Source organism: Pseudomonas sp. R4-15 (genome assembly GCF_055768815.1).
In genome coordinates this window covers 4,186,977-4,209,905 of the sequence record NZ_CM147293.1, presented here as the reverse complement: position 1 = coordinate 4,209,905, position 22,929 = coordinate 4,186,977, and the positions used below count along the sequence as shown (strand labels likewise).

The window sequence follows — 22,929 nt, the reverse complement described above, 5'->3', positions numbered from 1 at the left end:
CGCCTTGCGCGGGCATGCCGCGTATTTTGTGCCTGACAGCATGCATCGGCTTCATTGACGGGAGATGAATGCGCCCGTCCGATGAATCTTTTTCCGCCCGGCGAGCGTCCTATGGCTGCTTTGCCCTTGGCGTCCAAGCGGAGTGCCGTTCGTCATGCAGTTGCTGCACACCATCCTGATCATGCTGCTGGTCGTGGGTGCCACACGCCTGAGCGCCCAGTTCCTGCCGTTGCCGTTGCCCTTGCTGCAGATCGGCGCCGGCGCGCTGCTGGCCCTGCCGGCGTTCGGCCTGCACGTACGCCTGGACCCCGAGCTGTTCATGCTGCTGTTCATTCCGCCGCTGCTGTTCGCCGACGGCTGGCGCATGCCCAAGCGCGAGTTCTGGCGGTTGCGCACGCCGATCCTCACCCTGGCCTTCGGTCTGGTGTTGTTCACCGTGGTCTGTGCGGGCGCCTTCATCCATCTGTTGTTGCCCGAGCTGCCCTGGGCCGCCGCCTTCGCCCTCGCCGCGGTGCTGTCGCCGACCGATGCGGTGGCCGTCTCGGCGATCACCCATGGGCGTCTGCCGCGGGCGTTGGACCACGTGCTGCAGGGTGAGGCACTGATGAACGACGCCTCCGGCCTGGTGGCCTTCCGCTTCGCCGTCGCGGCGACCCTGACGGGCTATTTCTCCCTGGCCGATTCGAGCCTGAACTTCCTACTGGTAGCACTGGGTGGCCTGGCCACGGGGGTGTTGCTGGCGGTGCTGTTGGGTTATCTGCGGCAGTGGATGATCGGTCGTGGCTGGGACGATCCGGCCACCCACGTGGTGTTCCTGTTCCTGCTGCCGTTCGCCGCCTACGTGATCGCCGAGCGCCTGGAGGTTTCCGGCATCCTCTCGGCGGTGGCCGCGGGCATGATGCAGAGTCGCCTGGACTTGTTGCCCCGGCAGACCACCACGCGGCTGCTCAACCGCAGCGTCTGGGCGATGCTCGAATACAGCTTCAACGGCCTGGTGTTCCTGCTGCTCGGCTTGCAACTGCCGGACATCGTGCGCGCCGCGCTGGCGCAGGAGGGTGGCAGTTTCTGGAAGCTGGGGCTGCTGAGCCTGTACGTGCTGCTGGTGTTCGGCATGCTGCTGGCGCTGCGCTTCGCCTGGATGTACGGCTACTGGTGGTTGTCCGCACGGGTACGCCGTTGGCGAGGACGCACGGAGACCTTCGCCGGGCAGTCCCACGGTCGTCTGGCGGCGCTGCTGTCGTTGGCGGGCGTGCGCGGCGCGGTGACCCTGGCCGGTGTGCTGTCCTTGCCCTTGGCGCTGGCGGACGGTACGCCCTTCGCCTTGCGCGAGGTGCTGATCTTCATCGCTGCAGGGGTGATCCTGCTCTCGCTGCTGGTCGCCAGCCTGAGCCTGCCGCGATTGTTGCGCGGGATGCCGGCGGATGACGAGGCGCCGCGCGAGCAGGAGCGCCGGCGCTTGCGCGAGCTGACCGTGGAGGCGGCGATTCGCCAGCTGGAAAGCGAAGCCCAGGCGCCGGGCGAGGATGCGGAAAACGCCGCCCTGGCCACCGAGGCCAAGGCGCGGGTGATGGCCGAGTACCGCAGCCAACTGGCCAGCCACGAAGGCGATGCACAGGCCCAGGTGCGGCGTGCCCAGCAGCAGGCACTGGAGCGTCGCCTGCGCCTCGCGGCGCTACGCGCCCAGCGCCTGGAGCTCTATCGGCTGCGCAAGCACGAGGTGCTGGACGACGAACTGGTCGGTGAGCTGCTGCATGAGCTGGACGTCGCCGAGTCGATGCTGCAGCGCGGCTAACGTCTGCTGGCGTGCTAGCGGCCGATCAGCGCGGCGATGCGTTGGGCGGCTTCGACGCAGTCGGCCAGCGGCGCGACCAGCGCCATGCGCACGCGGCCAGCGCCGGGATTGAAGCCATCGACCTCGCGCGACAGGTAGCTGCCGGGCACCACGTGGACGTGTTCCTCGGCGAACAGCGCGCGGGTGAACTCGCTGTCGCTGCCCGGTGTGCGCGGCCAGAGGTAGAAGCCCCCGTCCGGGCGCTGCACGTCCATGCACGGTGAGAGGATCTCCAGCACCGCGTCGAACTTGGCGCGGTACAGGTCGCGGTTCTCACGCACGTGGGCTTCGTCGTTCCACGCGGCGATGCTCGCCAGTTGCGTCTGCACCGGCATCGCACAGCCGTGGTAGGTGCGGTAGAGCAGGAATTTCTTCAGGATCTCGGCATCGCCGGCGACGAAGCCGGAACGCAGCCCCGGCAGGTTGGAGCGCTTGGACAGGCTGTGGAACACCACGCAGCGGGCGAAATCGCCCCGACCCAGGGCGGCGCAGGCACTGAGCAGGCCGGGCGGCGGGTTTTCCTCGTCGAAGTACAGCTCGCTGTAGCACTCGTCGGCGGCGATCACGAAGTCGTGCTCGTCGGCCAGGGCGATCAGTTTCTTCAGGGTTTCCAGTGGCACCAGGGCGCCGGTGGGGTTGCCTGGCGAGCAGAGGAAGAGGATCTGCGTGCGCTGCCAGATTTCGCTCGGCACGGCGTCGAAGTCCGGATTGAAGCCATTCTCGGCGAGGCACGGCAGGTAGTGCGGGGTGGCTCCGGCGAGCAGCGCCGCACCCTCGTAGATCTGGTAGAACGGGTTGGGACTGAGCACCAGGCCGTTCGCCGCGCGCTCGACCACCGCCTGGGTGAAGGCGAACAGCGCTTCGCGGGTGCCGTTCACCGGCAGGACGTGGCGGCTGGCGTCCAGCGCGCCGGCGGTCACGCCGAAACGCCGCTCGCACCAGCGTGCGATGGCTTCGCGCAGGGCCGGGATGCCGGCGGTGGTGGGGTACACCGAAAGCTGGTCGAGGTTGTCCGCCAGGGTCTGGCGGACGAACGCCGGCGAGGCGTGCTTGGGTTCGCCGATGGACAGCGAAATGCTGCGCTTGGCGGCCGGCTGCAGGTCGGCGAGCAGCGCCCGCAGCTTCTCGAAGGGATAGGGTTGCAGGCGATCCAGGTCGGCGTTCATCGATGTACGGCTCGCTAAAAGTGTGACGAAAGGGCGCAACGATACGGGGTGACGGCGTTACGGGCTAGAGGTTGTTCGGGCTTGCGCCGGGGCAGGAGTTGATCGCGCTTCGGCTCCCCCTCTCCCCAACCCCTCTCCCGCGAGGGGCGAAGTGCGAGGGGCTATTCATGCGGGCCTGGGCCGGTGTGAGCCACATCGGTGTCCCTTGTCCTGCCGGAAGCTTCAGATGTCGATGCGGCTGGGACTGGGGCTGCCCTGGTTGGCGGAAAGACGTTCGATGATGGTCTGCTGCAAGCGCTGGCACAGTTGTGGGTCGGAGAGCGGCGCGCCCTTGGCGTCGGTGACGAAGAACACGTCCTCCACGCGTTCGCCGAGGGTGGTGATCTTGGCGTTCTGCAGCGACAGGTCATAGTCGAGGAAGATGCGGCCGACGCGCGCCAGCAGTCCGGGGCGGTCCGGGGCGATCAGCTGGACCACGGTGACCGGGCGCTGGGCGTCGTTGTGGATGGTCACCTGCGGTGCGAAGGCGAAGTGCTTGAGCTGCCGCGGGATGCGCCGCTGGATGATGGTCGGGTAGTCGTCCGGGCTCTTCAGCGTGTCGACCAGGCCTTCGCGGATTTCCGCGATGCGCTGGGGGTTCTCGCCGATCGAGCCGCCGTCGGCATCCAGCACGATGTAGGTATCCAGGGTGAACTGGCTGGTGGAGGTGATGATCCGCGCATCCTGGATGTCCAGGTTGAGCTGGCTCATCGCCGCCACGGTCACCGCGAAGAAGTCGTGCTGGTCGCGGGCGTAGATGAAGATCTGCGTGGCACCCTCGAACTCGCGCGCGGTGGTTTCCTTGATCAGCACCAGGGGGCTGGCGGTGTCGCCGTGCTGCAGGATCGCCTCGGTGTGCCAGGCGATGTCGGCGGCGGTGTGACGCAGGAAGTAGTCGTCGCCCAGGCCGCTCCAGAGCTGCTCGGCGTCGTCCGGATCGGTGCCGCCGCGCACCAGGATGTCGAGGGCGGCGCTCTGCGTCTGGCGAATCTGCTCTTCGCGCTCCATCGGCTGGTCCAGGCCGCGGCGCAGCACGCGCTTGGTCTCGGTGTAGAGCTGGCGTAGCAGGCTCGCGCGCCAGGAGTTCCACAGCGTCGGGTTGGTCGCGTTGATGTCCGCCACCGTGAGCACGTAGAGGTAATCCAGGTGCGTCTGGTCGCCGACCGTCTGGGCGAAGTCGAAGATCACTTGCGGGTCGGAGAGGTCCTTGCGCTGGGCGGTGGTGGACATCACCAGATGGTTCTTCACCAGCCAGACGATCAGCGCGCTGTCCCACTCGGGCAAGTGATGGCGGCGGCAGAAGGCTTCGGCATCCACCGCGCCGAGTTCCGAGTGATCGCCGCCGCGTCCCTTGCCGATGTCGTGATAAAGGCCGGCGAGGTAGATCAGCTCAGGCTTGGGCAGGCGCTCGACCAGGCGCGCGGCCAGGGGGAATTTCTCGGTCATTTCCGGGCGGCCGAGCTTGCGCAGGTGCTTGATCAGGTTGAGCGTATGCGCATCCACCGTGTAGATGTGGAAGAGGTCGTGCTGCATCTGCCCGATCACCTGGCCGAACTCCGGCAGGTAGCGTCCGAGAATGCCGTAGCGGTTCATCCGTCGCAGGTTGCGGTGGATGCCCTGGCGGCACTTGAACAGCTCGATGAACAGGCTGGTATTGCGGATGTCGCGGCGGAACTCGTCGTCGATCAGTCCGCGATGGTCGCGCAGCAAGCGGATGGTGTCCGCGCGTACGCCCTTGATCTCCGGGTGTTGGGCCATCAGCACGAAGATTTCGAGGATGGCGAACGGAGTGCGTCGGAACACCGTCGGCGAGGTCGCCTCGATGTAGCCCTCGCGGATCTGGAAACGGCTGTTGAGCGGCTGCGGCGGCACCGGCGTGGCTTCGGCGAGGATGACCTCCTCGAAGTGCTGGCCGATCAGGTCGTTGAGCTCGGCGATGGCCATCACCGTGCGGTAGTACTTCTGCATGAAGCGCTCGACCGCCAGCTTGGCGTCGTTATCCTCGAAGCCGAGCATGCCGGCAATGCTGCGCTGGTGGTCGAACAGCAGGCGGTCTTCGGCGCGCCCGGCGAGCATGTGCAGGGCGTAGCGCACTTTCCAGAGGAATTCCTGGCTGGCCGCGAGCAGCGCGTACTCGACTTCGGTGAGGAAACCGTGGCCGACCATCGCGTGCAGATTAAGGGTGCCGAACTGGCGCCGGGCGATCCAGAGGATGGTCTGGATGTCGCGCAGGCCACCGGGCGAGCCCTTCACGTTGGGCTCGAGGTTGTATTCGGTGTCGTTGTACTTGGCGTGGCGGCGTGCCTGCTCCTCGCGCTTGGCGAGGAAGAACTCTCGACTGGGCCACATGCGCTCGACGCTGGTCACCTCCTGCATGCGCAGGCGCAGCGCCTCGGGGCCGGCGATGGTCCGGCTTTCCATGAGGTTGGTGATTACCGTCAGGTCGGCGCGCGCTTCCTCGGCGCATTCGGCGACCGAACGCACGCTCTGTCCGACTTCCAGGCCGATGTCCCAGAGCAGGGTGAGGAAGCCCTCGATGGGGTCGCGGAACACCTCATGGTCGTCATCGTCGAGCAGGATCAGCAGGTCGATGTCGGAGTAGGGGTGCAGCTCGCCACGGCCGAAGCCGCCGACGGCGAGCAGCGCGATGTCGGCGTCCTCGCTCCAGTCGAAGCGATTCCAGGCCTCCTGCAGGATCTGGTCGACGAACCAGGCGCGGTCTTCGACCAGGCGACGGATGTCGCGCCCGGCGCTGTAGCGCGCGTCGAGCACTTCACGCGCGTTGCGCAGGGCCTTCTTGAAGGCGGGGATCGGGCTGGCCTTGAGGGCCAGGTCGGCCTGGAACTGCCCGCGGTCGAACAGCTCGGGATCTACCTGGGGCATGCGGACTCCGAAAATCAGGGGCGGATACGGGGGATGCTTTCATCGCTGCGCAGGGTGAGGATCTCGCAACCCTCGGCAGTGACCAGCAGCGTGTGTTCCCACTGGGCGGACAGCTTGCGATCCTTGGTGATCGCCGTCCAGCCGTCGCCGAGCAGGCGGGTTTCCGCGCGGCCCTGGTTGATCATCGGTTCGATGGTGAAGGTCATGCCTTCCAGCAGTTCCATTCCGGTGCCGGCCTTGCCGTAATGCACCACTTGCGGTTCCTCGTGGAACACCGCGCCGATACCGTGGCCGCAATATTCGCGGACCACCGAAAAGCCGTTCTTCTCGGCGTGCTTCTGGATCACCTCGCCGATGTCGCCCAGGCGTGCGCCGGGGCGCACCACCTCGATGCCCTTGTACAGGCATTCCTGGGTGATCTGGCACAGTCGTTGGGCCCACTCCGGCGTGTTGCCGACCAGGAACATACGGCTGGTGTCGCCGTGGTAGCCATCCTTGATCACGGTGATGTCGATGTTCAGGATGTCGCCATTCTTCAGTGGCTTCTCGTTGGGGATGCCATGGCACACCACGTGGTTGATCGAGGTGCAGATGGACTTGGGGAAGCCCTTGTAGTTGAGTGGGGCCGGGACCGCCTGCTGCACGTCGACGATGTAGTCGTGGCAGATACGGTCGAGTTCCTCGGTGGTCACGCCGGGGCGTACGTGCTCGGCGATCATCTCCAGCACGTCGGCCGCCAGGCGGCCGGCCACGCGCATTTTCTCGATTTCTTCAGGCGTCTTGATGGTGACGGTCATGGATTCTCGGGCGCATTGCGCAGGCACTAAACAAAGGTCGGCAGTCTAACAGATGGCAACCGCGGCCTGCAGGCGGCCACCTGTCGTCGGCATGGCGCTGGCGAAAAGGCACGCGCCTATGGTATAAAGCGCGCCGCTTTCGACGGCATGGGCCGCGAAGGCTTAAATCCGCACACGCGTCGACACGGTTTCCTGGGTGCCCCCTGGGTTGGAGATCGGGACGCGTGGAGGCCTAACCCGACTGATCGAGGAATATTCGATGTCTCAAGTCACTATGCGCGACATGCTGAAGGCCGGTGTGCACTTCGGCCACCAGACCCGTTACTGGAACCCGAAGATGGGCAAATACATCTTCGGCGCTCGCAACAAGATCCACATCGTCAACCTGGAAAAAACCCTGCCGATGTTCAACGAGGCCCTGTCCTTCGTTGAGAAACTGGCTTCCGGCAAGAACAAGATCCTGTTCGTCGGTACCAAGCGTTCGGCTGGCAAACTGGTTCGCGAAGAAGCTTCCCGTTGCGGCATGCCCTACGTCGACCACCGCTGGCTCGGCGGCATGCTGACCAACTACAAGACCATCCGCGCTTCCATCAAGCGCCTGCGTGACCTGGAAACCCAGGCTCAGGACGGCACCTTCGACAAGCTGACCAAGAAAGAAGCGCTGATGCGCTCGCGCGACCTGGAAAAACTGGATCGCAGCCTGGGCGGCATCAAGGACATGGGCGGTCTGCCCGATGCGCTGTTCGTGATCGACGTCGACCACGAGCGCATTGCCATCACCGAAGCCAACAAGCTGGGCATCCCGGTCATCGGTATCGTCGATACCAACAGCAGCCCGGAAGGCGTGGACTACGTCATCCCCGGTAACGACGACGCCATCCGCGCCGTTCAGCTGTACCTGGTTGCCATGGCCGACGCTGTGCTGGCTGGCAAGCAGAACGCCCAGGGCGGCGCCGACGAGTTCGTCGAAGAAGCCGCTGCCGAGGGTGCCGAGGGCTAATAGCCTTTCGCGCCTTGGCGACAAGAAAGGGGGCTAAGCCCCCTTTTTGTCACTCCAGATTCCAGCATCCGTCCCCGACGGGTGCCGATTGAAGAGCTTACGAGGATTAACGACATGGCAGAGATCACTGCAGCACTGGTCAAGGAACTGCGCGAGCGTACCGGCCTGGGCATGATGGATTGCAAGAAGGCCCTGACCGCCGCTGGCGGCGACATCGAGAAGGCCATCGACGACATGCGTGCCGCGGGCGCCATCAAGGCCGCCAAGAAGTCCGGCAACATCGCTGCCGAAGGCTCCATCGCTGTCAAGGTCGCCGACGACAACAAGGCCGCGCTGATCATCGAAGTCAACTCGCAGACCGACTTCCTGGCCCTGCAGGACGACTTCAAAGGCTTCGTCGCCGATTCGCTGAACAAAGCCTTCGAGCAGAAGCTGAGCGACGCCGCTCCGCTGATCGAAGCCCAGGAAGAAGCCCGTCTGGCGCTGGTCTCCAAGACCGGTGAAAACGTCAACATCCGTCGCCTGACCCGCGTCGAAGGTGACGTCGTCGGTGCCTACCTGCACGGTCACCGCATCGGCGTGCTGGTCGTCCTGAACGGCGGTACCCCGGAGCTGGCCAAAGACATCGCCATGCACGTGGCTGCGTCCAACCCGGCGGTCCTGAGCCCGGCCGAAGTCTCCGATGAGCTGATTGCCAAGGAGAAAGAAATCTTCCTGCAGCTCAACGCCGAGAAGATCGCCGGCAAGCCGGAAAACATCGTCGAGAACATGGTCAAGGGCCGTATCAGCAAGTTCCTCGCTGAAGCCAGCCTGGTCGAGCAGCCGTTCGTCAAGGATCCGGAAGTCAAGGTCGGTGAACTGGCCAAGAAAGCCGGTGCCGAAATCGTCTCCTTCGTGCGTTACGAAGTGGGCGAGGGCATCGAGAAGGCCGAAGTCGACTTCGCTGCCGAAGTGGCCGCTCAGGTGGCTGCCTCCAAGCAGTAAGCATGCTTCGCGTGCCGATGTAACACCCGAAGAGGCTGCCCGTTCGCGCGGGCGGCCTCTTCGTCGAATGGGGACTGTCTCACGGGTCCCGCGAAATCGTCAGGTGGCAGGCCGTGGGTCTGTCACACTCTTTACCTTCGCCGCCAGGAGAGAAACACGATGGCTCAGCAGGTTTCGGGTCGCCAACCTCGCTACAAACGGATTCTGCTCAAGCTCAGCGGCGAGGCCTTGATGGGCTCCGAAGAGTTCGGCATCGATCCCAAGGTGCTCGATCGTATGGCGCTGGAAGTCGGCCAGTTGGTCGGCATCGGCGTGCAGGTCGGTCTGGTCATCGGCGGCGGCAACCTGTTCCGTGGCGCGGCCCTGTCCGCGGCAGGCATGGACCGGGTCACCGGCGACCACATGGGCATGCTCGCCACGGTGATGAACGCCCTGGCCATGCGCGACGCGCTGGAGCGCTCGAACATCCCCGCGCTGGTCATGTCGGCCATTTCGATGGTAGGCGTCACCGACCACTATGACCGTCGCAAGGCCATGCGCCACCTGAAGACCGGCGAGGTGGTGATCTTCTCCGCCGGTACCGGCAACCCCTTCTTCACCACCGACTCGGCGGCCTGCCTGCGCGCCATCGAGATCGAGGCGGACGTAGTGCTCAAGGCCACCAAGGTCGATGGCGTGTACACTGCCGATCCCTTCAAGGATCCGGATGCCGAGAAATTCGAGCGCCTGACCTACGACGAAGTGCTCGACCGCAAGCTCGGCGTGATGGACCTGACCGCCATCTGCCTGTGCCGTGACCACGGCATGCCGCTGCGTGTCTTCAATATGAACAAGCCCGGTGCCTTGCTGAACATCGTCGTCGGTGGCGCCGAAGGAACCCTGATCGAGGAGTTGAAAGCATGATCAACGAAATCAAGAGTGAAGCCCAGTCGCGCATGGGCAAGAGCCTGGAGTCGCTGGAGCACGCGTTCGCCAAGATTCGTACCGGGCGTGCCCATCCGAGCATCCTCGACAGCGTTCAGGTCTCCTACTACGGTGCCGATACCCCGTTGCGTCAGGTCGCCAACGTGGTCGCCGAAGACGCTCGTACGCTGGCCCTGACCGTATTCGACCGGAGCATGATCCAGGCCGTGGAGAAGGCTATCCTGACCTCCGACCTGGGTCTGAACCCGGCGACCGCCGGCACCACCATCCGCGTACCGATGCCGGCGCTCACCGAGGAGACCCGCAAGGGCTACACTCGTCAGGCGCGTGCCGAGGCGGAGAACGCCCGTGTCGCCGTGCGCAACATTCGTCGCGATGCCCTGGCGCAGCTCAAGGACCTGGTCAAGGAAAAGGAAATCAGCGAAGACGACGAGCGTCGTGCCGCCGATGAGGTGCAGAAAATCACCGACAAGTTCGTGGCGCAGATCGACAAGGCCCTGGAGGCCAAGGAGCAGGACCTGATGGCCGTCTAAGGCCATGGGTATCTTATGAACACGGTGAACACGCAGTGCCCCCTGGCCGGGCCCCGCCATGTAGCAATCATCATGGATGGCAACAATCGCTGGGCGCGCCGCCGCCTCCTGCCAGGGCTGGCGGGGCACAAGGCGGGCGTCGATGCGGTACGCGCCGTGGTCGAGGTCTGTGCGCAGTCCTCGGTCGAGGTGCTCACCCTGTTCGCCTTCTCCAGCGAGAACTGGCAGCGCCCCGCCGAGGAAGTCAGCGGGCTGATGGAGTTGTTCCTCGTCGCTTTGCGACGTGAGGTGCGCAAGCTCAACGCCAACGACATCTGCCTGCGCATCATCGGCGACCGCTCGCGCTTCCATCCCGAGTTGCAAGCCGCCATGCGCGAGGCCGAGCAGCTCACTGCGGGTAATCGTGGGTTGCTGCTGCAGGTTGCCGCCAACTACGGCGGCCAGTGGGACATCGCCCAGGCGGCGCAACGGCTTTCCCGCGAGGTCCAGGCCGGGCATCTGAAACCCGAGGACATCACCCCGGGTCTACTACAGGGATGCCTGAGCACGGGCGATCTGCCGATGCCGGATCTGTGCATTCGCACGGGTGGCGAGCGGCGCATCAGCAACTTCCTGCTCTGGCAGTTGGCTTACGCCGAACTTTACTTCACCGATCTGTACTGGCCGGACTTCAAGCACGAGGCGATGCGCGCGGCCCTGGCCGACTATTCCACCCGTCAGCGGCGCTTCGGCAAGACCTGCGAGCAGATCGAAGCCGAGGTGTCGACCTCATGCTGAAACAACGCATCATCACTGCGCTGATCCTCCTGCCGGTCGCCCTGTGCGGCTTCTTCCTGCTCCAGGGCGGCGCCTTCGCCCTGTTCATCGGCCTGGTGGTCACCCTGGGCGCCTGGGAGTGGGCGCGTCTGTCCGGCTACACCGGTGCCGCGCCGCGTATCGGCTATGCCGCCCTGGTGGCGCTCGGCTTGTTCCTGCTGCATGCATTGCCGACGCTGGCCTGGCCGGTGCTGCTGCTGGGCCTGGCCTGGTGGCTGCTGGCGCTACGCCTGGTGCTTGGCTTTCCCGAAAGCCTGGCGCGCTGGGATGGGCCGCGCAAGCTGCTGGCAGGCTTGCCGGTATTGCTGCCTGCCTGGCAGGGGCTGGTGTTGCTCAAGGGCATGCCGTTGGGCAACTGGCTGATCCTCGCGGTGATGCTGCTGGTGTGGTTCGCCGATATCGGTGCCTATTTCTCCGGCCGGCGCTTCGGCAAGCGCAAGCTGGCGCCCAAGGTCAGCCCTGGCAAGAGCTGGGAAGGCTTCTACGGCGGCCTCGCCGCCAGCCTGCTGCTGACGCTCGTGGTCGGTCTGCTGCGTGGCTGGCCGTTCGGCATGCTGCTCGGTGCGCTGCTGATCGCCGCGCCCGTGGTGGCGCTGTCGGTGCTCGGTGACCTCTCCGAGAGCATGTTCAAGCGCCAGGCCGGGCTCAAGGACAGCAGCAACCTGCTGCCGGGGCATGGTGGGGTGCTCGATCGCATCGACAGCCTGACCGCCGCCATTCCGCTGTTCACCGTGCTGCTCCTGCTCTCTGGCTGGAGCCTGTCGTGACGCGAGCGCGGCGCATCACCGTTCTTGGCGCTACCGGTTCCATCGGCCTGAGCACCCTCGACGTGGTCGCCCGGCACCCGGAGCGCTACGAAGTCTTCGCCCTGACCGGGCACAGTCGCGTGGCCGAGTTGGAGCAGCTGTGCCTGCGTCACCGTCCGCGCTTCGCGGTACTGCCGGATGCCGCTGCGGCGCGCGATCTGCGCCAGCGTCTGGCACAGGCGGGCAGCGCCACCGAGGTGCTGGAAGGCGAGCAGGCGCTCTGCCAGGTTGCCGCCGATCCCGAGGTCGACAGCGTGATGGCGGCCATCGTCGGGGCGGCTGGTCTGGCGCCGACCTTGGCTGCCGTGCGTGCCGGCAAACGCATCCTGCTCGCCAACAAGGAAGCGCTGGTGATGTCCGGCGCCTTGTTCATGCAGGCCTTGCGCGAGCATGGCGCGACCCTGTTGCCGATCGACAGCGAACACAATGCGATCTTCCAGTGCCTGCCGCCCGCGCATGCCCGCGGGTTGGCCGAAGTCGGTGTGCGGCGAATCCTGCTGACCGCTTCCGGAGGCCCATTCCGTGAGTGGAGCCAGGAGGCGATCGCCGCGGCCACGCCCGAGCAGGCCTGCCACCACCCCAACTGGTCGATGGGGCGGAAGATCTCCGTCGATTCGGCGAGCATGATGAACAAGGGCCTGGAGCTGATCGAGGCCTGCTGGCTGTTCGATGCGCGACCGGCGCAGGTCGAGGTCGTGGTCCATCCGCAGAGCGTGATCCATTCGCTGGTCGACTACGTCGATGGCTCGGTGCTTGCGCAGCTCGGCAATCCGGATATGCGCACGCCCATCGCTCACGCGCTGGCCTGGCCCGAGCGCTTCGAATCGGGCGTCGCCCCGCTGGACCTGTTCGCCATCGCCCGCCTGGACTTCCAGGCGCCGGACGAACGGCGTTTTCCCTGCCTGCGCCTGGCGCGTGAGGCTGCCGAAGCCGGTGGCTGCGCCGCCGCGGTGCTCAATGCGGCCAACGAGGTGGCGGTGGCGGCGTTTCTCGAACGGCGACTGTCTTTCGACCGGATCGCGGTTATGATCGAGGCTGTGCTCCAAGCCCTGCCGGTGACACCGGCAAGCGGTCTGGACGAGATATTGGAGGCTGACGCCGCGGCGCGGCGCGAGGCTCACCATTGGTTGCAGCGCCTGGCATGACCCGTCCAGGGTCCTGGCGGAGGTTTCGATGAGTGCGATGTACATGGTCCTGGGCACCCTGGTAGCCCTGGGCGTGCTGGTGACGTTCCACGAGTACGGCCACTTCTGGGTGGCGCGTCGCTGCGGTGTCAAGGTGTTGCGTTTCTCGGTGGGCTTCGGCAAGCCGTTGCTGCGCTGGCACGACCGCCAGGGCACCGAGTTCGTGGTGGCTGCGATTCCCCTGGGGGGCTACGTGAAGATGCTCGACGAGCGCGAGGGCGATGTCCCCCAGGCGCTCGTCGAACAGGCCTTCAACCGCAAGCCGGTCGGCCAGCGCATCGCTATCGTCAGCGCAGGACCGATCGCCAACTTCCTTCTGGCGCTGCTGTTCTTCTGGATTCTGGCGATGCTTGGCTCGCAGCAGGTGCGTCCGGTGATCGGCAGCATCGATGCCGGCAGCCTGGCGGCCGAGGCGGGTCTGCAGACCGGGCAGGAAATCGTCTCCATCGACGGCGAAGCGACTACCGGCTGGGCAGCCGTCAATCTGCAACTGGTTCGCCGCCTGGGCGAGACCGGCAAGCTCAGCGTGGTTACCCGGGACGACGGTAGCAGCGCCGAGGTGCGGCATGAGATCGCGCTGCAGTCCTGGTTGCACGACAAGGACGAGCCCGATCCGATCGCCGAGCTCGGCTTGCATCCCTGGCGCCCGGCATTGGCTCCGCGCATCGCCCAGCTCGACGAGCAGGGGCCTGCGTTCGCTGCAGGCCTACGCAGTGGTGACCTGATTCGTGGCATCGATGGGACTGCGGTGGACGACTGGCAGCAGGTGGTCGACACCGTGCGTGCGCATCCGGGCAGCACCGTGGTACTGGCGCTGCAGCGCGACGGCCGGTCTCTCGAACTGCCGGTCACCCTGGCCGCGCGGGGCGAAGGCGAAGCCCGCAGCGGCTACCTCGGGGCGGGCGTCGAAGGGGGGCAGTGGCCGCCGGAGATGCTCCGCGAAGTCAGCTACGGACCGCTCGATGCCGTGGTCCAGAGCGTGCATCGCACCTGGACGATGAGCCTGCTGACGCTGGAATCCCTGAAGAAAATGCTCGTCGGGGAGCTCTCGGTAAAAAACTTGAGCGGGCCGATAACCATTGCTAAAGTGGCGGGCGCTTCGGCCCAGTCAGGTTTCGGGGATTTCCTGAATTTTCTTGCCTATCTGAGCATAAGCCTGGGGGTTCTCAATCTCCTGCCGATCCCGGTCCTCGATGGAGGACACCTGCTGTTCTACCTCATCGAGTGGGCCCGCGGGCGTCCCCTTTCGGAACGGGTTCAAGGCTGGGGCCTGCAGATCGGCATCAGTCTGGTCGTGGGAGTCATGCTGCTTGCGCTGATCAACGATCTGGGTCGGCTGTGACGCGTCGCTGAATTCCGGATCTGCCGCGCGAGCGGCAGATTCTTTATTACCAGTTGGAAACCAAGGACTTCATGAAACGCCTGCTCCTTCCCGCCGCGGTGCTGACCGCACTCATGATCGGCGAGGCACACGCCGAGTCCTTCACCATCTCCGATATTCGCGTCAACGGCTTGCAGCGGGTTTCCGCGGGCAGCGTGTTCGGCGCTCTGCCGTTGAACGTCGGGGAGCAGGTGGATGATCAGAGTCTGGCGGACGCGACCCGTTCGCTGTTCCGTACCGGTTTCTTCCAGGACATCCAGCTTGGCCGTGACGGCAACGCTCTGGTAGTGACCGTGGTCGAGCGCCCGTCGATCGCCAGCATCGATATCGAAGGCAACAAGGCGATCAGCAGCGAAGACCTGCTCAACGGCCTCAAGCAGTCCGGCCTGGCCGAAGGCGAGATCTTCCAGCAGGCGACCCTGGAAGGGGTGCGCAACGAATTGCAGCGCCAGTACGTGGCCCAGGGCCGCTACTCCGCCGAGATCGAGACCGAGATCGTTCCGCAGCCGCGCAACCGCGTGGCGTTGAAGATCAAGATCAACGAAGGCACGGTCGCGGCGATCCAGCACATCAACGTGGTCGGTAATACGGTGTTCCCCCAGGAAGACCTGATCGACCTGTTCCAGCTCAAGACCACCAACTGGCTGTCGTTCTTCAAGAACGACGACAAGTACGCCCGCGAGAAGCTCTCCGGTGACCTGGAGCGCCTGCGTTCCTACTACCTGGACCGCGGCTACATCAACATGGACATCTCCTCCACCCAGGTGTCCATCACGCCAGACAAGAAGCACGTCTACATCACCGTCAACATCGACGAAGGCCAGAAGTACCACATCCGCGACGTCAAGCTTTCCGGCGACCTCAAGGTCCCCGAGGAAGACGTGCGCGCGCTGCTGCTGGTGAAGCAGGGCCAGGTGTTCTCGCGCAAGATCATGACCACCACCTCGGAGCTGATCTCCCGCCGCCTGGGTAACGAGGGCTACACCTTCGCCAACGTCAACGGCGTGCCGGAAACCCACGACGAGGACAACAGCGTCTCGGTGACCTTCGTCGTCGATCCGGGCAAGCGTGCCTACGTCAACCGCATCAACTTCCGCGGCAACACCAAGACCGAAGACGAGGTGCTGCGTCGCGAGATGCGCCAGATGGAAGGCGGCTGGGCTTCGACCTACCTGATCGACCAGTCCAAGACCCGTCTCGAGCGTCTGGGCTACTTCAAAGAAGTCAACGTCGAGACCCCCCCGGTGCCCGGTACTGACGATCAGATCGACGTGAACTACGCGGTCGAAGAGCAGGCTTCCGGTTCGATCACCGCGAGCGTGGGCTTCGCGCAGAATGCCGGTCTGATTCTCGGCGGCTCGATCAGCCAGAACAACTTCCTGGGTAGCGGTAACCGCGTCAGCCTCGGGCTGACGCGCTCCGAGTACCAGACGCGTTACAACTTCGGCTTCACCGATCCCTACTGGACGCCCGATGGCGTCAGCCTGGGATGGAACGCCTTCTACCGCACCACCGACTACGACGAGCTGGACGTGGATATCTCCAGTTACTCGGTGGACAGCCTCGGCGGTGGCCTGACCATCGGCTACCCGATCAGTGAGACCTCGCGACTGACCTTCGGTCTGAGCGCCCAGCAGGACGAGATCAACTCCGGTCGCTACACGGTCGACGAGATCTTCGACTTCATGGATCAGGAGGGCGACAAGTTCCTCAACTTCAAGGCGTCGGCTGGCTGGTCGGACTCCTCGCTCAACCGTGGCATGCTGCCGACCCGTGGCAGTTCGCAGAGCTTCGTCGCCGAGACCACCATCCCCGGCAGCGACCTGTCCTTCTACAAACTCGATTACCGTGGCCAGTTGTTCAAGCCGCTGACGCGTAACCTGACCATGCGTTTCCACGCCGAGCTGGGTTATGGCGACAGCTACGGCTCGACCAGCGATCTGCCGTTCTACGAGCACTACTACGCCGGTGGTTTTAACTCGGTGCGTGGTTTCGAAGACAGCAGCCTGGGCCCGCGCAGTACGCCCAGCGACGGCTCGCGCCCCGGCACCATCGCGGACCCGGACCAAGAGCCGGAACCGTTCGGTGGTAACGTGATGATCACCGGTGGTGCCGAAATGCTCTTCCCGCTGCCGTTCGTCAAGGATCAGCGCTCCCTGCGTACCGTGCTGTTCTGGGACGTCGGTAACGTGTTCGACACCAACTGCAGCGCCAATCAAAAGGCGCGCGGCGATACCGCCTGCGACATCGACTTCAGCAACATGGCGAGTTCCGTGGGCGTCGGCCTGACTTGGGTGACCGCGCTCGGCCCGCTGAGCTTCAGCCTGGGCATGCCGGTGAAGAAACCCGACAATGCCGATACCCAGGTATTCCAGTTCTCCCTGGGCCAGACCTTCTGAGCCCCACAACCGAAAGTGTTATCCGGAGTACATCGTGCGTAAGTTGACTTCTCTACTGTTTCTCGTCGGCGTCCTGGCCGCCGGTCCCGCACTGGCCGACATGAAGATCGCGGTGCTGAACTACCAGATGGCTCTGCTCGAGTCCGATGCCGCGAAGAAATACGCCACCGACGCTGAAAAGAAATATGGTCCGCAACTGACCAAGCTGCAGGCCCTGGAGGCCGACGCGAAGAAGATCCAGGACCGTTTGGTCAAGGACGGCGAGAAGATGCAGCAGGGCGACCGCGAGCGCCTGGAACTCGAATTCAAGCAGAAGGCCCGTGACTTCCAATTCCAGTCCAAGGAACTCAACGAAGCCAAGGCCGCCGCCGACCGCGACATGCTCAAGCAGCTCAAGCCCAAGCTCGACCAGGCCGTCGAGGACGTCATCAAGAAGGGTGACTTCGATCTGGTGCTCGAGCGCGGCGCCGTGGTCGACGTGAAGAGTCAGTTCGACATCACCCGCCAGGTGATCGAGCGCATGAATCAGCTGCGTTGAGATGAGCGCCAACAGCTACAGTCTGGCCGAGCTGGCGAACCGGCTCGGTGCCGAATTGCGCGGCCCCGCGGATCTTCTGATCCACGGGGTCGCGACCTTGCAGGACGCCACTTCTTCGCAACTCGCCTTTCTTGCCAGCGCCGCCTATCGCAAGCAGCTGACGCAGACCCAGGCCGGGGCGGTTCTGCTGCGCGAGAGCGATGCCAAGGACTACCCCGGCGCCGCCTTGCTGGTCGAGGACCCCTACCTCGCCTACGCACGCCTGTCTCACCTGTTCGATCCCAAGCCCGTACGTCCCGCTGAAATCCATCCCACCGCGGTGGTCGCCGAGGATGCGCAACTGGGTGAGGATGTCGGCATCGGCCCCTACGTGGTCATCGAGAGCGGCGCGCGCATTGGCGCAGGCACGCGTATCGGCGCCCATTGCGTGGTCGGTGCGCGCAGCGAGATCGGCGAGGGTGGCTGGCTGGCCCCGCGTGTGACGCTCTACCATGACGTGCACATCGGCAAGCGCGTGGTGATCCAGTCCGGCGCGGTCATCGGTGGCGAGGGCTTCGGCTTTGCCAACGACAAGGGGCGTTGGGAGAAGATCGCCCAGGTCGGCGGCGTGAGCATCGGCGACGACGTTGAAATCGGCGCCAATACCACCATCGATCGCGGCGCGCTGTCCGACACGCGCATCGCTGATGGGGTCAAGCTCGATAATCAGATCATGATCGCGCACAACGTGCAGGTCGGCGAGCATACGGCGATGGCGGCCTGCGTCGGCATTTCCGGCAGTACCAAGATCGGCAAGCACTGCATGATCGCTGGCGGCGTCGGCATGGTCGGGCACATCGAGGTGTGCGACAACGTGTTCGTCACCGGCATGACCATGGTCACCCGCTCAATCAGCGAGCCGGGCGCCTATTCCTCGGGGACGGCCATGCAGCCGGCCGGCGAATGGAAGAAGAGCGCGGCGCGAATCCGTCAACTGGACGACATGGCGCGACGCCTGCAACAGCTGGAAAAGCGTCTGGCGGCCGTGACCTCTGACGGGGATGCTTCATCAGAAACCTAGCGCTTCTGGGTTGCGCCCCTTTTCATACCTAACAGGCCCCCTCCGGACATGATGGACATCAACGAGATTCGCGAATACCTCCCGCACCGCTACCCGTTCCTGCTGGTAGACCGCGTGGCGGAACTGGACACCGAGGGCAGGCGCATCCGCGCCTACAAGAACGTCAGCATCAACGAACCGTTCTTCAATGGCCACTTCCCGCAGCACCCGATCATGCCGGGCGTGCTGATCATCGAAGCGATGGCCCAGGCCGCCGGCATTCTCGGCTTCAAGATGCTCGACGTTAAGCCGGCCGACGGCACGCTTTACTACTTCGTTGGCTCCGACAAGCTACGCTTTCGTCAGCCGGTGCTGCCGGGCGACCAACTGATCCTCGAAGCCAAGTTCCTCAGCGTCAAGCGCGGAATCTGGAAGTTCGAGTGCCAGGCCAGCGTCGATGGCAAGGCCGTGTGCTCGGCCGAAATCATCTGCGCGGAACGCAAACTATGAGTTCAATCGACCCTCGGGCGATCATCGATCCCGCGGCGCGACTGGCTGACGACGTTGTCGTCGGGCCTTGGTCGATCGTCGGCGCGGACGTCGAGATCGGCGAGGGTACGGTGATCGGACCGCACGTGGTGCTCAAGGGCCCCACGCGCATCGGTCGCCACAACCGCATCTACCAGTTCTCTTCGATCGGCGAGGATACCCCCGACCTGAAGTACAAGGGTGAACCCACCCGGCTGGTGATCGGTGATCACAATGTGATCCGTGAAGGCGTCACCATTCACCGCGGCACCGTGCAGGACCGTAGCGAGACGACCCTGGGCGACCACAACCTGATCATGGCCTATGCGCACATCGGCCATGACAGCGTGATCGGCAACCACTGCATCCTGGTCAACAACACCGCGCTGGCTGGCCATGTGCATGTGGAGGACTGGGCAATCCTTTCCGGCTACACCCTGGTGCACCAGTTCTGCCGCATCGGCGCGCACAGCTTTTCCGGCATGGGTACCGCCATCGGCAAGGACGTCCCGGCCTTCGTCACCGTCTTCGGCAACCCCGCCGAGGCCCGCAGCATGAATTTCGAGGGCATGCGCCGGCGTGGCTTCTCCAGCGAGGCGATCGCCGAGCTGCGTCGCGCCTACAAGATCGTCTATCGCCAGGGGCTGACCGTCGAGCAGGCGCTGGAGCAGTTGGCCGACAGCGCCGCGCGTTTCCCCGAGGTCGCCCAGTTCCGCGACTCGGTCTCCAGCTCCACCCGCGGTATCACCCGCTGAGTCCCATGAACGCTCCCTTGTGCATTGCCCTGGTCGCCGGCGAGGCGTCTGGAGACATTCTCGGCGCGGGTCTCATGCGCGCGTTGAAAGCCCGTCATCCGCAGGTCGAATTCGTGGGCGTGGGTGGACCGCGGATGATCGCGGAAGGGCTCGACAGCGCCTTTCCCATGGAACGCCTGTCGGTGATGGGCCTGGTCGAAGTGCTCGGCCGTCTGCCCGAGCTGCTGCGTCGCCGGCGTGATCTGCGTGACAGCCTGATCGCCCGCAAGCCCGATGTCTTCGTCGGTATCGACGCGCCGGACTTCAACCTGGGCCTGGAGCTGGCCCTGCGCCGTGCCGGTATCCGCACCGCGCACTACGTCAGCCCGTCGGTCTGGGCCTGGCGGCAGAAGCGGGTGCTGAAGATCCGCGAGGCCTGCGACCTGATGCTGACGCTGTTCCCGTTCGAGGCGCGCTTCTACGAGGAACATCAGGTTCCGGTACGTTTCGTCGGCCACACCCTGGCGGACGACATCCCGCTGCACGCCGATCGCGCCGCAGCCCGTGCGCAACTGCAGATCGCGGACGACACGCCGTTGGTGGCGTTGATGCCGGGCAGTCGCGGGGGAGAGGTCGCGCGCCTCGGGCAGACCTTCCTCGATGCCGCCGAGCAGATGCTTCGGCAGCGTCCCGGGGTGCGTTTCGTATTGCCCTGCGCAAGCGCCGAACGACGTGCGCAGATCGAGGCACTGCTGGTCGGCCGCGCCTTGCCGCTGACCCTGCTCGACGGCCAGTCGCACCTGGCGCTGGCGGCCTGTGATGCGGTGCTCATCGCCTCCGGCACCGCGACGCTGGAAGCCCTGCTGTTCAAGCGCCCGATGGTGGTCGCCTACCGTGTCGCGCCGCTGACCTACCGGATTTTGCGGCGCCTGGTGAGGAGCCCCTACATTTCCCTGCCCAATTTGCTTGCCCAGCGCGCGCTGGTGCCCGAATTGATCCAGGATGCCGCCACCCCGCAGGCGCTGGCCGCGAGCCTGCTGCCGTTGATCGACGGCGGCGCCGAGCAGACCGCCACCTTCGCGGCGATCCACGAGACGCTGCGTGGCGATGCCTCGCAGCGGGCGGCGCAGGCGCTCGACGAATTGCTGGAGACACGCTGATGCAACTGGGTCTGGACTTCTCCCTGGTCGAAGACGGCGTAGCCGGAGTCGACGAAGTCGGTCGGGGGCCGCTCTGCGGACCGGTGGTCACCGCTGCGGTGATCCTGGACCCGGCTCGCCCGATCCAGGGCCTGAACGACTCCAAGAAGCTCAGCCTGGCGCGCCGTGAGCGCCTCTTCGACGAAATTCGTGAGAAGGCCCTGGCCTGGTGCGTGGCCCGTGCCGAGGTAGAGGAGATCGATCGCCTCAATATTCTTCACGCGACCATGCTGGCGATGCAGCGCGCGGTCGAGGGCCTGTCGGTCACCCCGCGCATGGCGCTGATCGACGGTAACCGCTGTCCGAAACTGGCGGTGCCCAGTGCCGCGGTGGTGCAGGGCGACGGCAAGGTTCCGGCGATCGCCGCCGCGTCGATTCTCGCCAAGGTCAGCCGCGACCGCGAGATGGCCGACTGGGATGCGCGTTACCCCGGCTATGGCTTCGCCGGGCACAAGGGCTACGCCACCGCGGTACACCTCGCCGCGCTGGAGAAGCTCGGTCCTTCGCCGATCCACCGCCGCTCCTTCTCGCCGGTCCGGCAGATGCTCGAGGCCGCCAGCCTGGCCGCGCCCGTCGGGTTGCTCGACGCCTAATCTGCCTGCCGTCGCGGCTCAGACGCCCGGGAAAGCTTCCCGCGCGTCCTAGGGTCTGTTCCCGTTTCATTCGCGGCAGCGCCGGCGCCTGTTTTGGCGCGAGACAAGGCGCGAGTCGCAGGGCTTACCGGGGTAAGCTCAAGACGAGCAACGCCGTATCGCACCAAAACAGGCACCGGCCCTCCGGGTTGTGTCAGAAATGGCCTGCGCTGTCGTTGCAGGCTTTGCCAAGGGAATAACCATTGGATTCAGTCTGCGCCTAGTCGCAGGCCATTTCTGGCGACAACGCGGCTCGCGAATGAAACGGGAACAGACCCTAGCGCGGCACTTCCCCGGTCATCCGGTCACGCTGTGCGAGGCTCGGGAACAGGCGCATCCACAGCGCGGTGACGAGGATCGCGGCCACGCCGCCGGCGACCACCGCTGGCACGGTGCCAAGCCAGGACGCCGTGAGCCCCGAGCGAAATTCGCCCAGCTGGTTGGACGCGCCGATGAACAGTCCATTGACCGCGCTGACGCGGCCGCGCATGGCGTCGGGCGTTTCCAGCTGCACGAAGGCGCCGCGGATCACCATGCTCACCATGTCGGCTGCGCCGAGCAATGCCAGCGCCGCCAGGGACAGCGGGAACCAGGTGGACAGGCCGAAGACGATGGTGGCTACGCCGAACAGGGCGACCGAGACGAACATCACCCGGCCGACGTTGCGCTCCATGGGGAAGCGCGCCAACCATACCGACATCGTCAGCGCGCCTACCGCCGGCGCCGAGCGCAACAGGCCCAGTCCCCAGGGACCGGTGAGCAGGATGTCCTTGGCGAATACCGGTAGCAGCGCGGTGGTGCCGCCGAGCAGCACGGCGAACAGGTCCAGGGAGATGGCGCCGAGAATGTCCGGGCGGCTGCGGATGAAATGAAGCCCGGCCAGCAGTGAGGCGAGCGTCGGTTTCTCCTTGTTGGTGCTGCGCGGCAAGCGCGGCAGGCTCAGGCTCAGAGCCACCGCGCAGGCGTATAGCGCGGTGCTTGGGCCGTAGACCCATGACGGACCGAAGGCGAACAGCAAGCCGCCCAAGGCCGGCGCGACGATGGTCGCGGCCTGCATCGCCGAGGCCGAGGCTGCCACTGCCGAAGGGAACAGCGAGGCGGGCACCAGGTTGGGTAGCAGCGCCTGGGTGGTGGGCATCTCGAAGGCCCGTGCGGTGCCGAAGACGAAGGCCATGGCGAAGATCAACTCGCGGCTGATGTCACCGCTCAAGCTGGTCAGCAGCAGCGTCAACGCGGTCAGCCCTTGCAGGGTCTGGCAGGCGGCGGCGACCCGGCGGCGCTCGTAGCGATCCGCGACGTGGCCGGTGTGCAGCATGAAGAGAATGCGCGGGAGGAACTCGACCAGGCCAACCAGGCCGAGGTCGAGCACGTCGCCGGTGAGTTCGTAGATATGCCAGCCGAAGGCCACGGTGATCATCTGAAAGGCGCTGGCGGTGCAGACACGGGCGAACCAGAACGCAAGGAAGGGGCGCTGCTGGCGCAGTTTGGGCGTTGTCATTTAAGAGGGCGCGGAACT

General features: G+C 65.2%; 20 protein-coding genes. 16 read left to right on the top strand and 4 right to left on the bottom strand.

Translation table 11 applies throughout. The features are described 5' to 3' along the window. Positions 1 to 154 precede the first annotated feature (154 nt). The gene (locus ACYRGX_RS20280) at positions 155 to 1,792 is read left to right on the top strand and encodes a Na+/H+ antiporter (protein ID WP_473054227.1); all 1,638 of its coding nucleotides are present in this window, start codon (positions 155 to 157) and stop codon (positions 1,790 to 1,792) included. Positions 1,793 to 1,806: 14 nt separating this feature from the next. Here ACYRGX_RS20280 and dapC read toward each other — a convergent pair whose 3' ends face one another. The 3 genes from dapC to map all read right to left on the bottom strand — a co-directional run bounded on the left by dapC (position 1,807) and on the right by map (position 6,716). Beyond that, positions 1,807 to 2,997 (bottom strand): succinyldiaminopimelate transaminase, encoded by a 1,191-nt coding sequence (dapC, locus tag ACYRGX_RS20275; RefSeq protein WP_473054226.1) that lies wholly within the window; start codon positions 2,995 to 2,997, stop codon positions 1,807 to 1,809. A gap of 222 nt (positions 2,998 to 3,219) precedes the next feature. Then, positions 3,220 to 5,919, bottom strand: a complete 2,700-nt coding sequence (locus ACYRGX_RS20270) for a [protein-PII] uridylyltransferase (protein ID WP_473054225.1) — start codon at positions 5,917 to 5,919, stop codon at positions 3,220 to 3,222. A 14-nt stretch (positions 5,920 to 5,933) separates the two neighbouring features. Then, positions 5,934 to 6,716: a type I methionyl aminopeptidase gene (map, locus tag ACYRGX_RS20265; RefSeq protein WP_473054224.1), complete on the bottom strand. Its 783-nt coding sequence runs from the start codon at positions 6,714 to 6,716 to the stop codon at positions 5,934 to 5,936. Between the two features lie 259 nt (positions 6,717 to 6,975). Here map and rpsB point away from each other — a divergent pair, with 259 nt between their 5' ends. From rpsB to rnhB, 15 genes are all read left to right on the top strand, one after another. Further along, the gene (gene rpsB, locus ACYRGX_RS20260) at positions 6,976 to 7,716 is read left to right on the top strand and encodes a 30S ribosomal protein S2 (RefSeq protein WP_473054223.1); all 741 of its coding nucleotides are present in this window, start codon (positions 6,976 to 6,978) and stop codon (positions 7,714 to 7,716) included. Between the two features lie 114 nt (positions 7,717 to 7,830). Continuing rightward, positions 7,831 to 8,700 carry a translation elongation factor Ts gene (gene tsf / locus ACYRGX_RS20255; RefSeq protein ID WP_473054222.1) on the top strand — a complete coding sequence of 290 codons (870 nt, stop codon included), beginning with the start codon at positions 7,831 to 7,833 and terminating at the stop codon, positions 8,698 to 8,700. Between the two features lie 159 nt (positions 8,701 to 8,859). Beyond that, a complete protein-coding gene (pyrH, locus tag ACYRGX_RS20250) occupies positions 8,860 to 9,603 on the top strand; it encodes a UMP kinase (RefSeq protein ID WP_473054221.1) in 744 nt (247 codons plus the stop codon). Beyond that, positions 9,600 to 10,157: a ribosome recycling factor gene (gene frr, locus ACYRGX_RS20245; RefSeq protein WP_473054220.1), complete on the top strand. Its 558-nt coding sequence runs from the start codon at positions 9,600 to 9,602 to the stop codon at positions 10,155 to 10,157. The genes pyrH and frr overlap by 4 nt, the downstream gene beginning before the upstream one ends. Positions 10,158 to 10,172: 15 nt before the next feature. Beyond that, positions 10,173 to 10,934 (top strand): polyprenyl diphosphate synthase, encoded by a 762-nt coding sequence (gene uppS / locus ACYRGX_RS20240; RefSeq protein ID WP_473054219.1) that lies wholly within the window; start codon positions 10,173 to 10,175, stop codon positions 10,932 to 10,934. Then, entirely contained in the window at positions 10,928 to 11,740 is an 813-nt protein-coding gene (locus ACYRGX_RS20235; RefSeq protein ID WP_473054218.1) for a phosphatidate cytidylyltransferase, read from the top strand. The genes uppS and ACYRGX_RS20235 overlap by 7 nt, the downstream gene beginning before the upstream one ends. Next, positions 11,737 to 12,924: a 1-deoxy-D-xylulose-5-phosphate reductoisomerase gene (gene ispC / locus ACYRGX_RS20230; protein ID WP_473054217.1), complete on the top strand. Its 1,188-nt coding sequence runs from the start codon at positions 11,737 to 11,739 to the stop codon at positions 12,922 to 12,924. The genes ACYRGX_RS20235 and ispC overlap by 4 nt, the downstream gene beginning before the upstream one ends. Positions 12,925 to 12,952: 28 nt before the next feature. Beyond that, positions 12,953 to 14,305: an RIP metalloprotease RseP gene (rseP, locus tag ACYRGX_RS20225; protein ID WP_473054216.1), complete on the top strand. Its 1,353-nt coding sequence runs from the start codon at positions 12,953 to 12,955 to the stop codon at positions 14,303 to 14,305. Between the two features lie 71 nt (positions 14,306 to 14,376). Further along, on the top strand, positions 14,377 to 16,743 hold the full coding sequence (gene bamA / locus ACYRGX_RS20220; RefSeq protein WP_473054215.1) for an outer membrane protein assembly factor BamA: 2,367 nt from the start codon (positions 14,377 to 14,379) through the stop codon (positions 16,741 to 16,743). 34 nt (positions 16,744 to 16,777) lie between these two features. Further along, complete coding sequence (locus ACYRGX_RS20215) at positions 16,778 to 17,281, top strand: OmpH/Skp family outer membrane protein (protein ID WP_473054214.1); 504 nt, start codon at positions 16,778 to 16,780, stop codon at positions 17,279 to 17,281. A 1-nt stretch (position 17,282) separates the two neighbouring features. Continuing rightward, positions 17,283 to 18,341 carry a UDP-3-O-(3-hydroxymyristoyl)glucosamine N-acyltransferase gene (gene lpxD / locus ACYRGX_RS20210; protein ID WP_473054213.1) on the top strand — a complete coding sequence of 353 codons (1,059 nt, stop codon included), beginning with the start codon at positions 17,283 to 17,285 and terminating at the stop codon, positions 18,339 to 18,341. Between the two features lie 48 nt (positions 18,342 to 18,389). Beyond that, a complete protein-coding gene (gene fabZ / locus ACYRGX_RS20205; protein WP_473054212.1) occupies positions 18,390 to 18,830 on the top strand; it encodes a 3-hydroxyacyl-ACP dehydratase FabZ in 441 nt (146 codons plus the stop codon). Beyond that, positions 18,827 to 19,603 (top strand): acyl-ACP--UDP-N-acetylglucosamine O-acyltransferase, encoded by a 777-nt coding sequence (gene lpxA / locus ACYRGX_RS20200; protein WP_473054211.1) that lies wholly within the window; start codon positions 18,827 to 18,829, stop codon positions 19,601 to 19,603. The genes fabZ and lpxA overlap by 4 nt, the downstream gene beginning before the upstream one ends. Before the next feature lie 5 nt (positions 19,604 to 19,608). Next, positions 19,609 to 20,742, top strand: coding sequence for a lipid-A-disaccharide synthase (gene lpxB, locus ACYRGX_RS20195; protein WP_473054210.1), 1,134 nt, complete (start codon positions 19,609 to 19,611; stop codon positions 20,740 to 20,742). After that, positions 20,742 to 21,374 (top strand): ribonuclease HII, encoded by a 633-nt coding sequence (gene rnhB, locus ACYRGX_RS20190; protein WP_473054209.1) that lies wholly within the window; start codon positions 20,742 to 20,744, stop codon positions 21,372 to 21,374. The genes lpxB and rnhB overlap by 1 nt, the downstream gene beginning before the upstream one ends. 316 nt (positions 21,375 to 21,690) lie before the next feature. Here the strand turns inward: rnhB and ACYRGX_RS20185 are convergent, their stop codons facing one another. After that, complete coding sequence (locus tag ACYRGX_RS20185) at positions 21,691 to 22,911, bottom strand: MFS transporter (protein ID WP_473054208.1); 1,221 nt, start codon at positions 22,909 to 22,911, stop codon at positions 21,691 to 21,693. Positions 22,912 to 22,929: the final 18 nt, after the last annotated feature.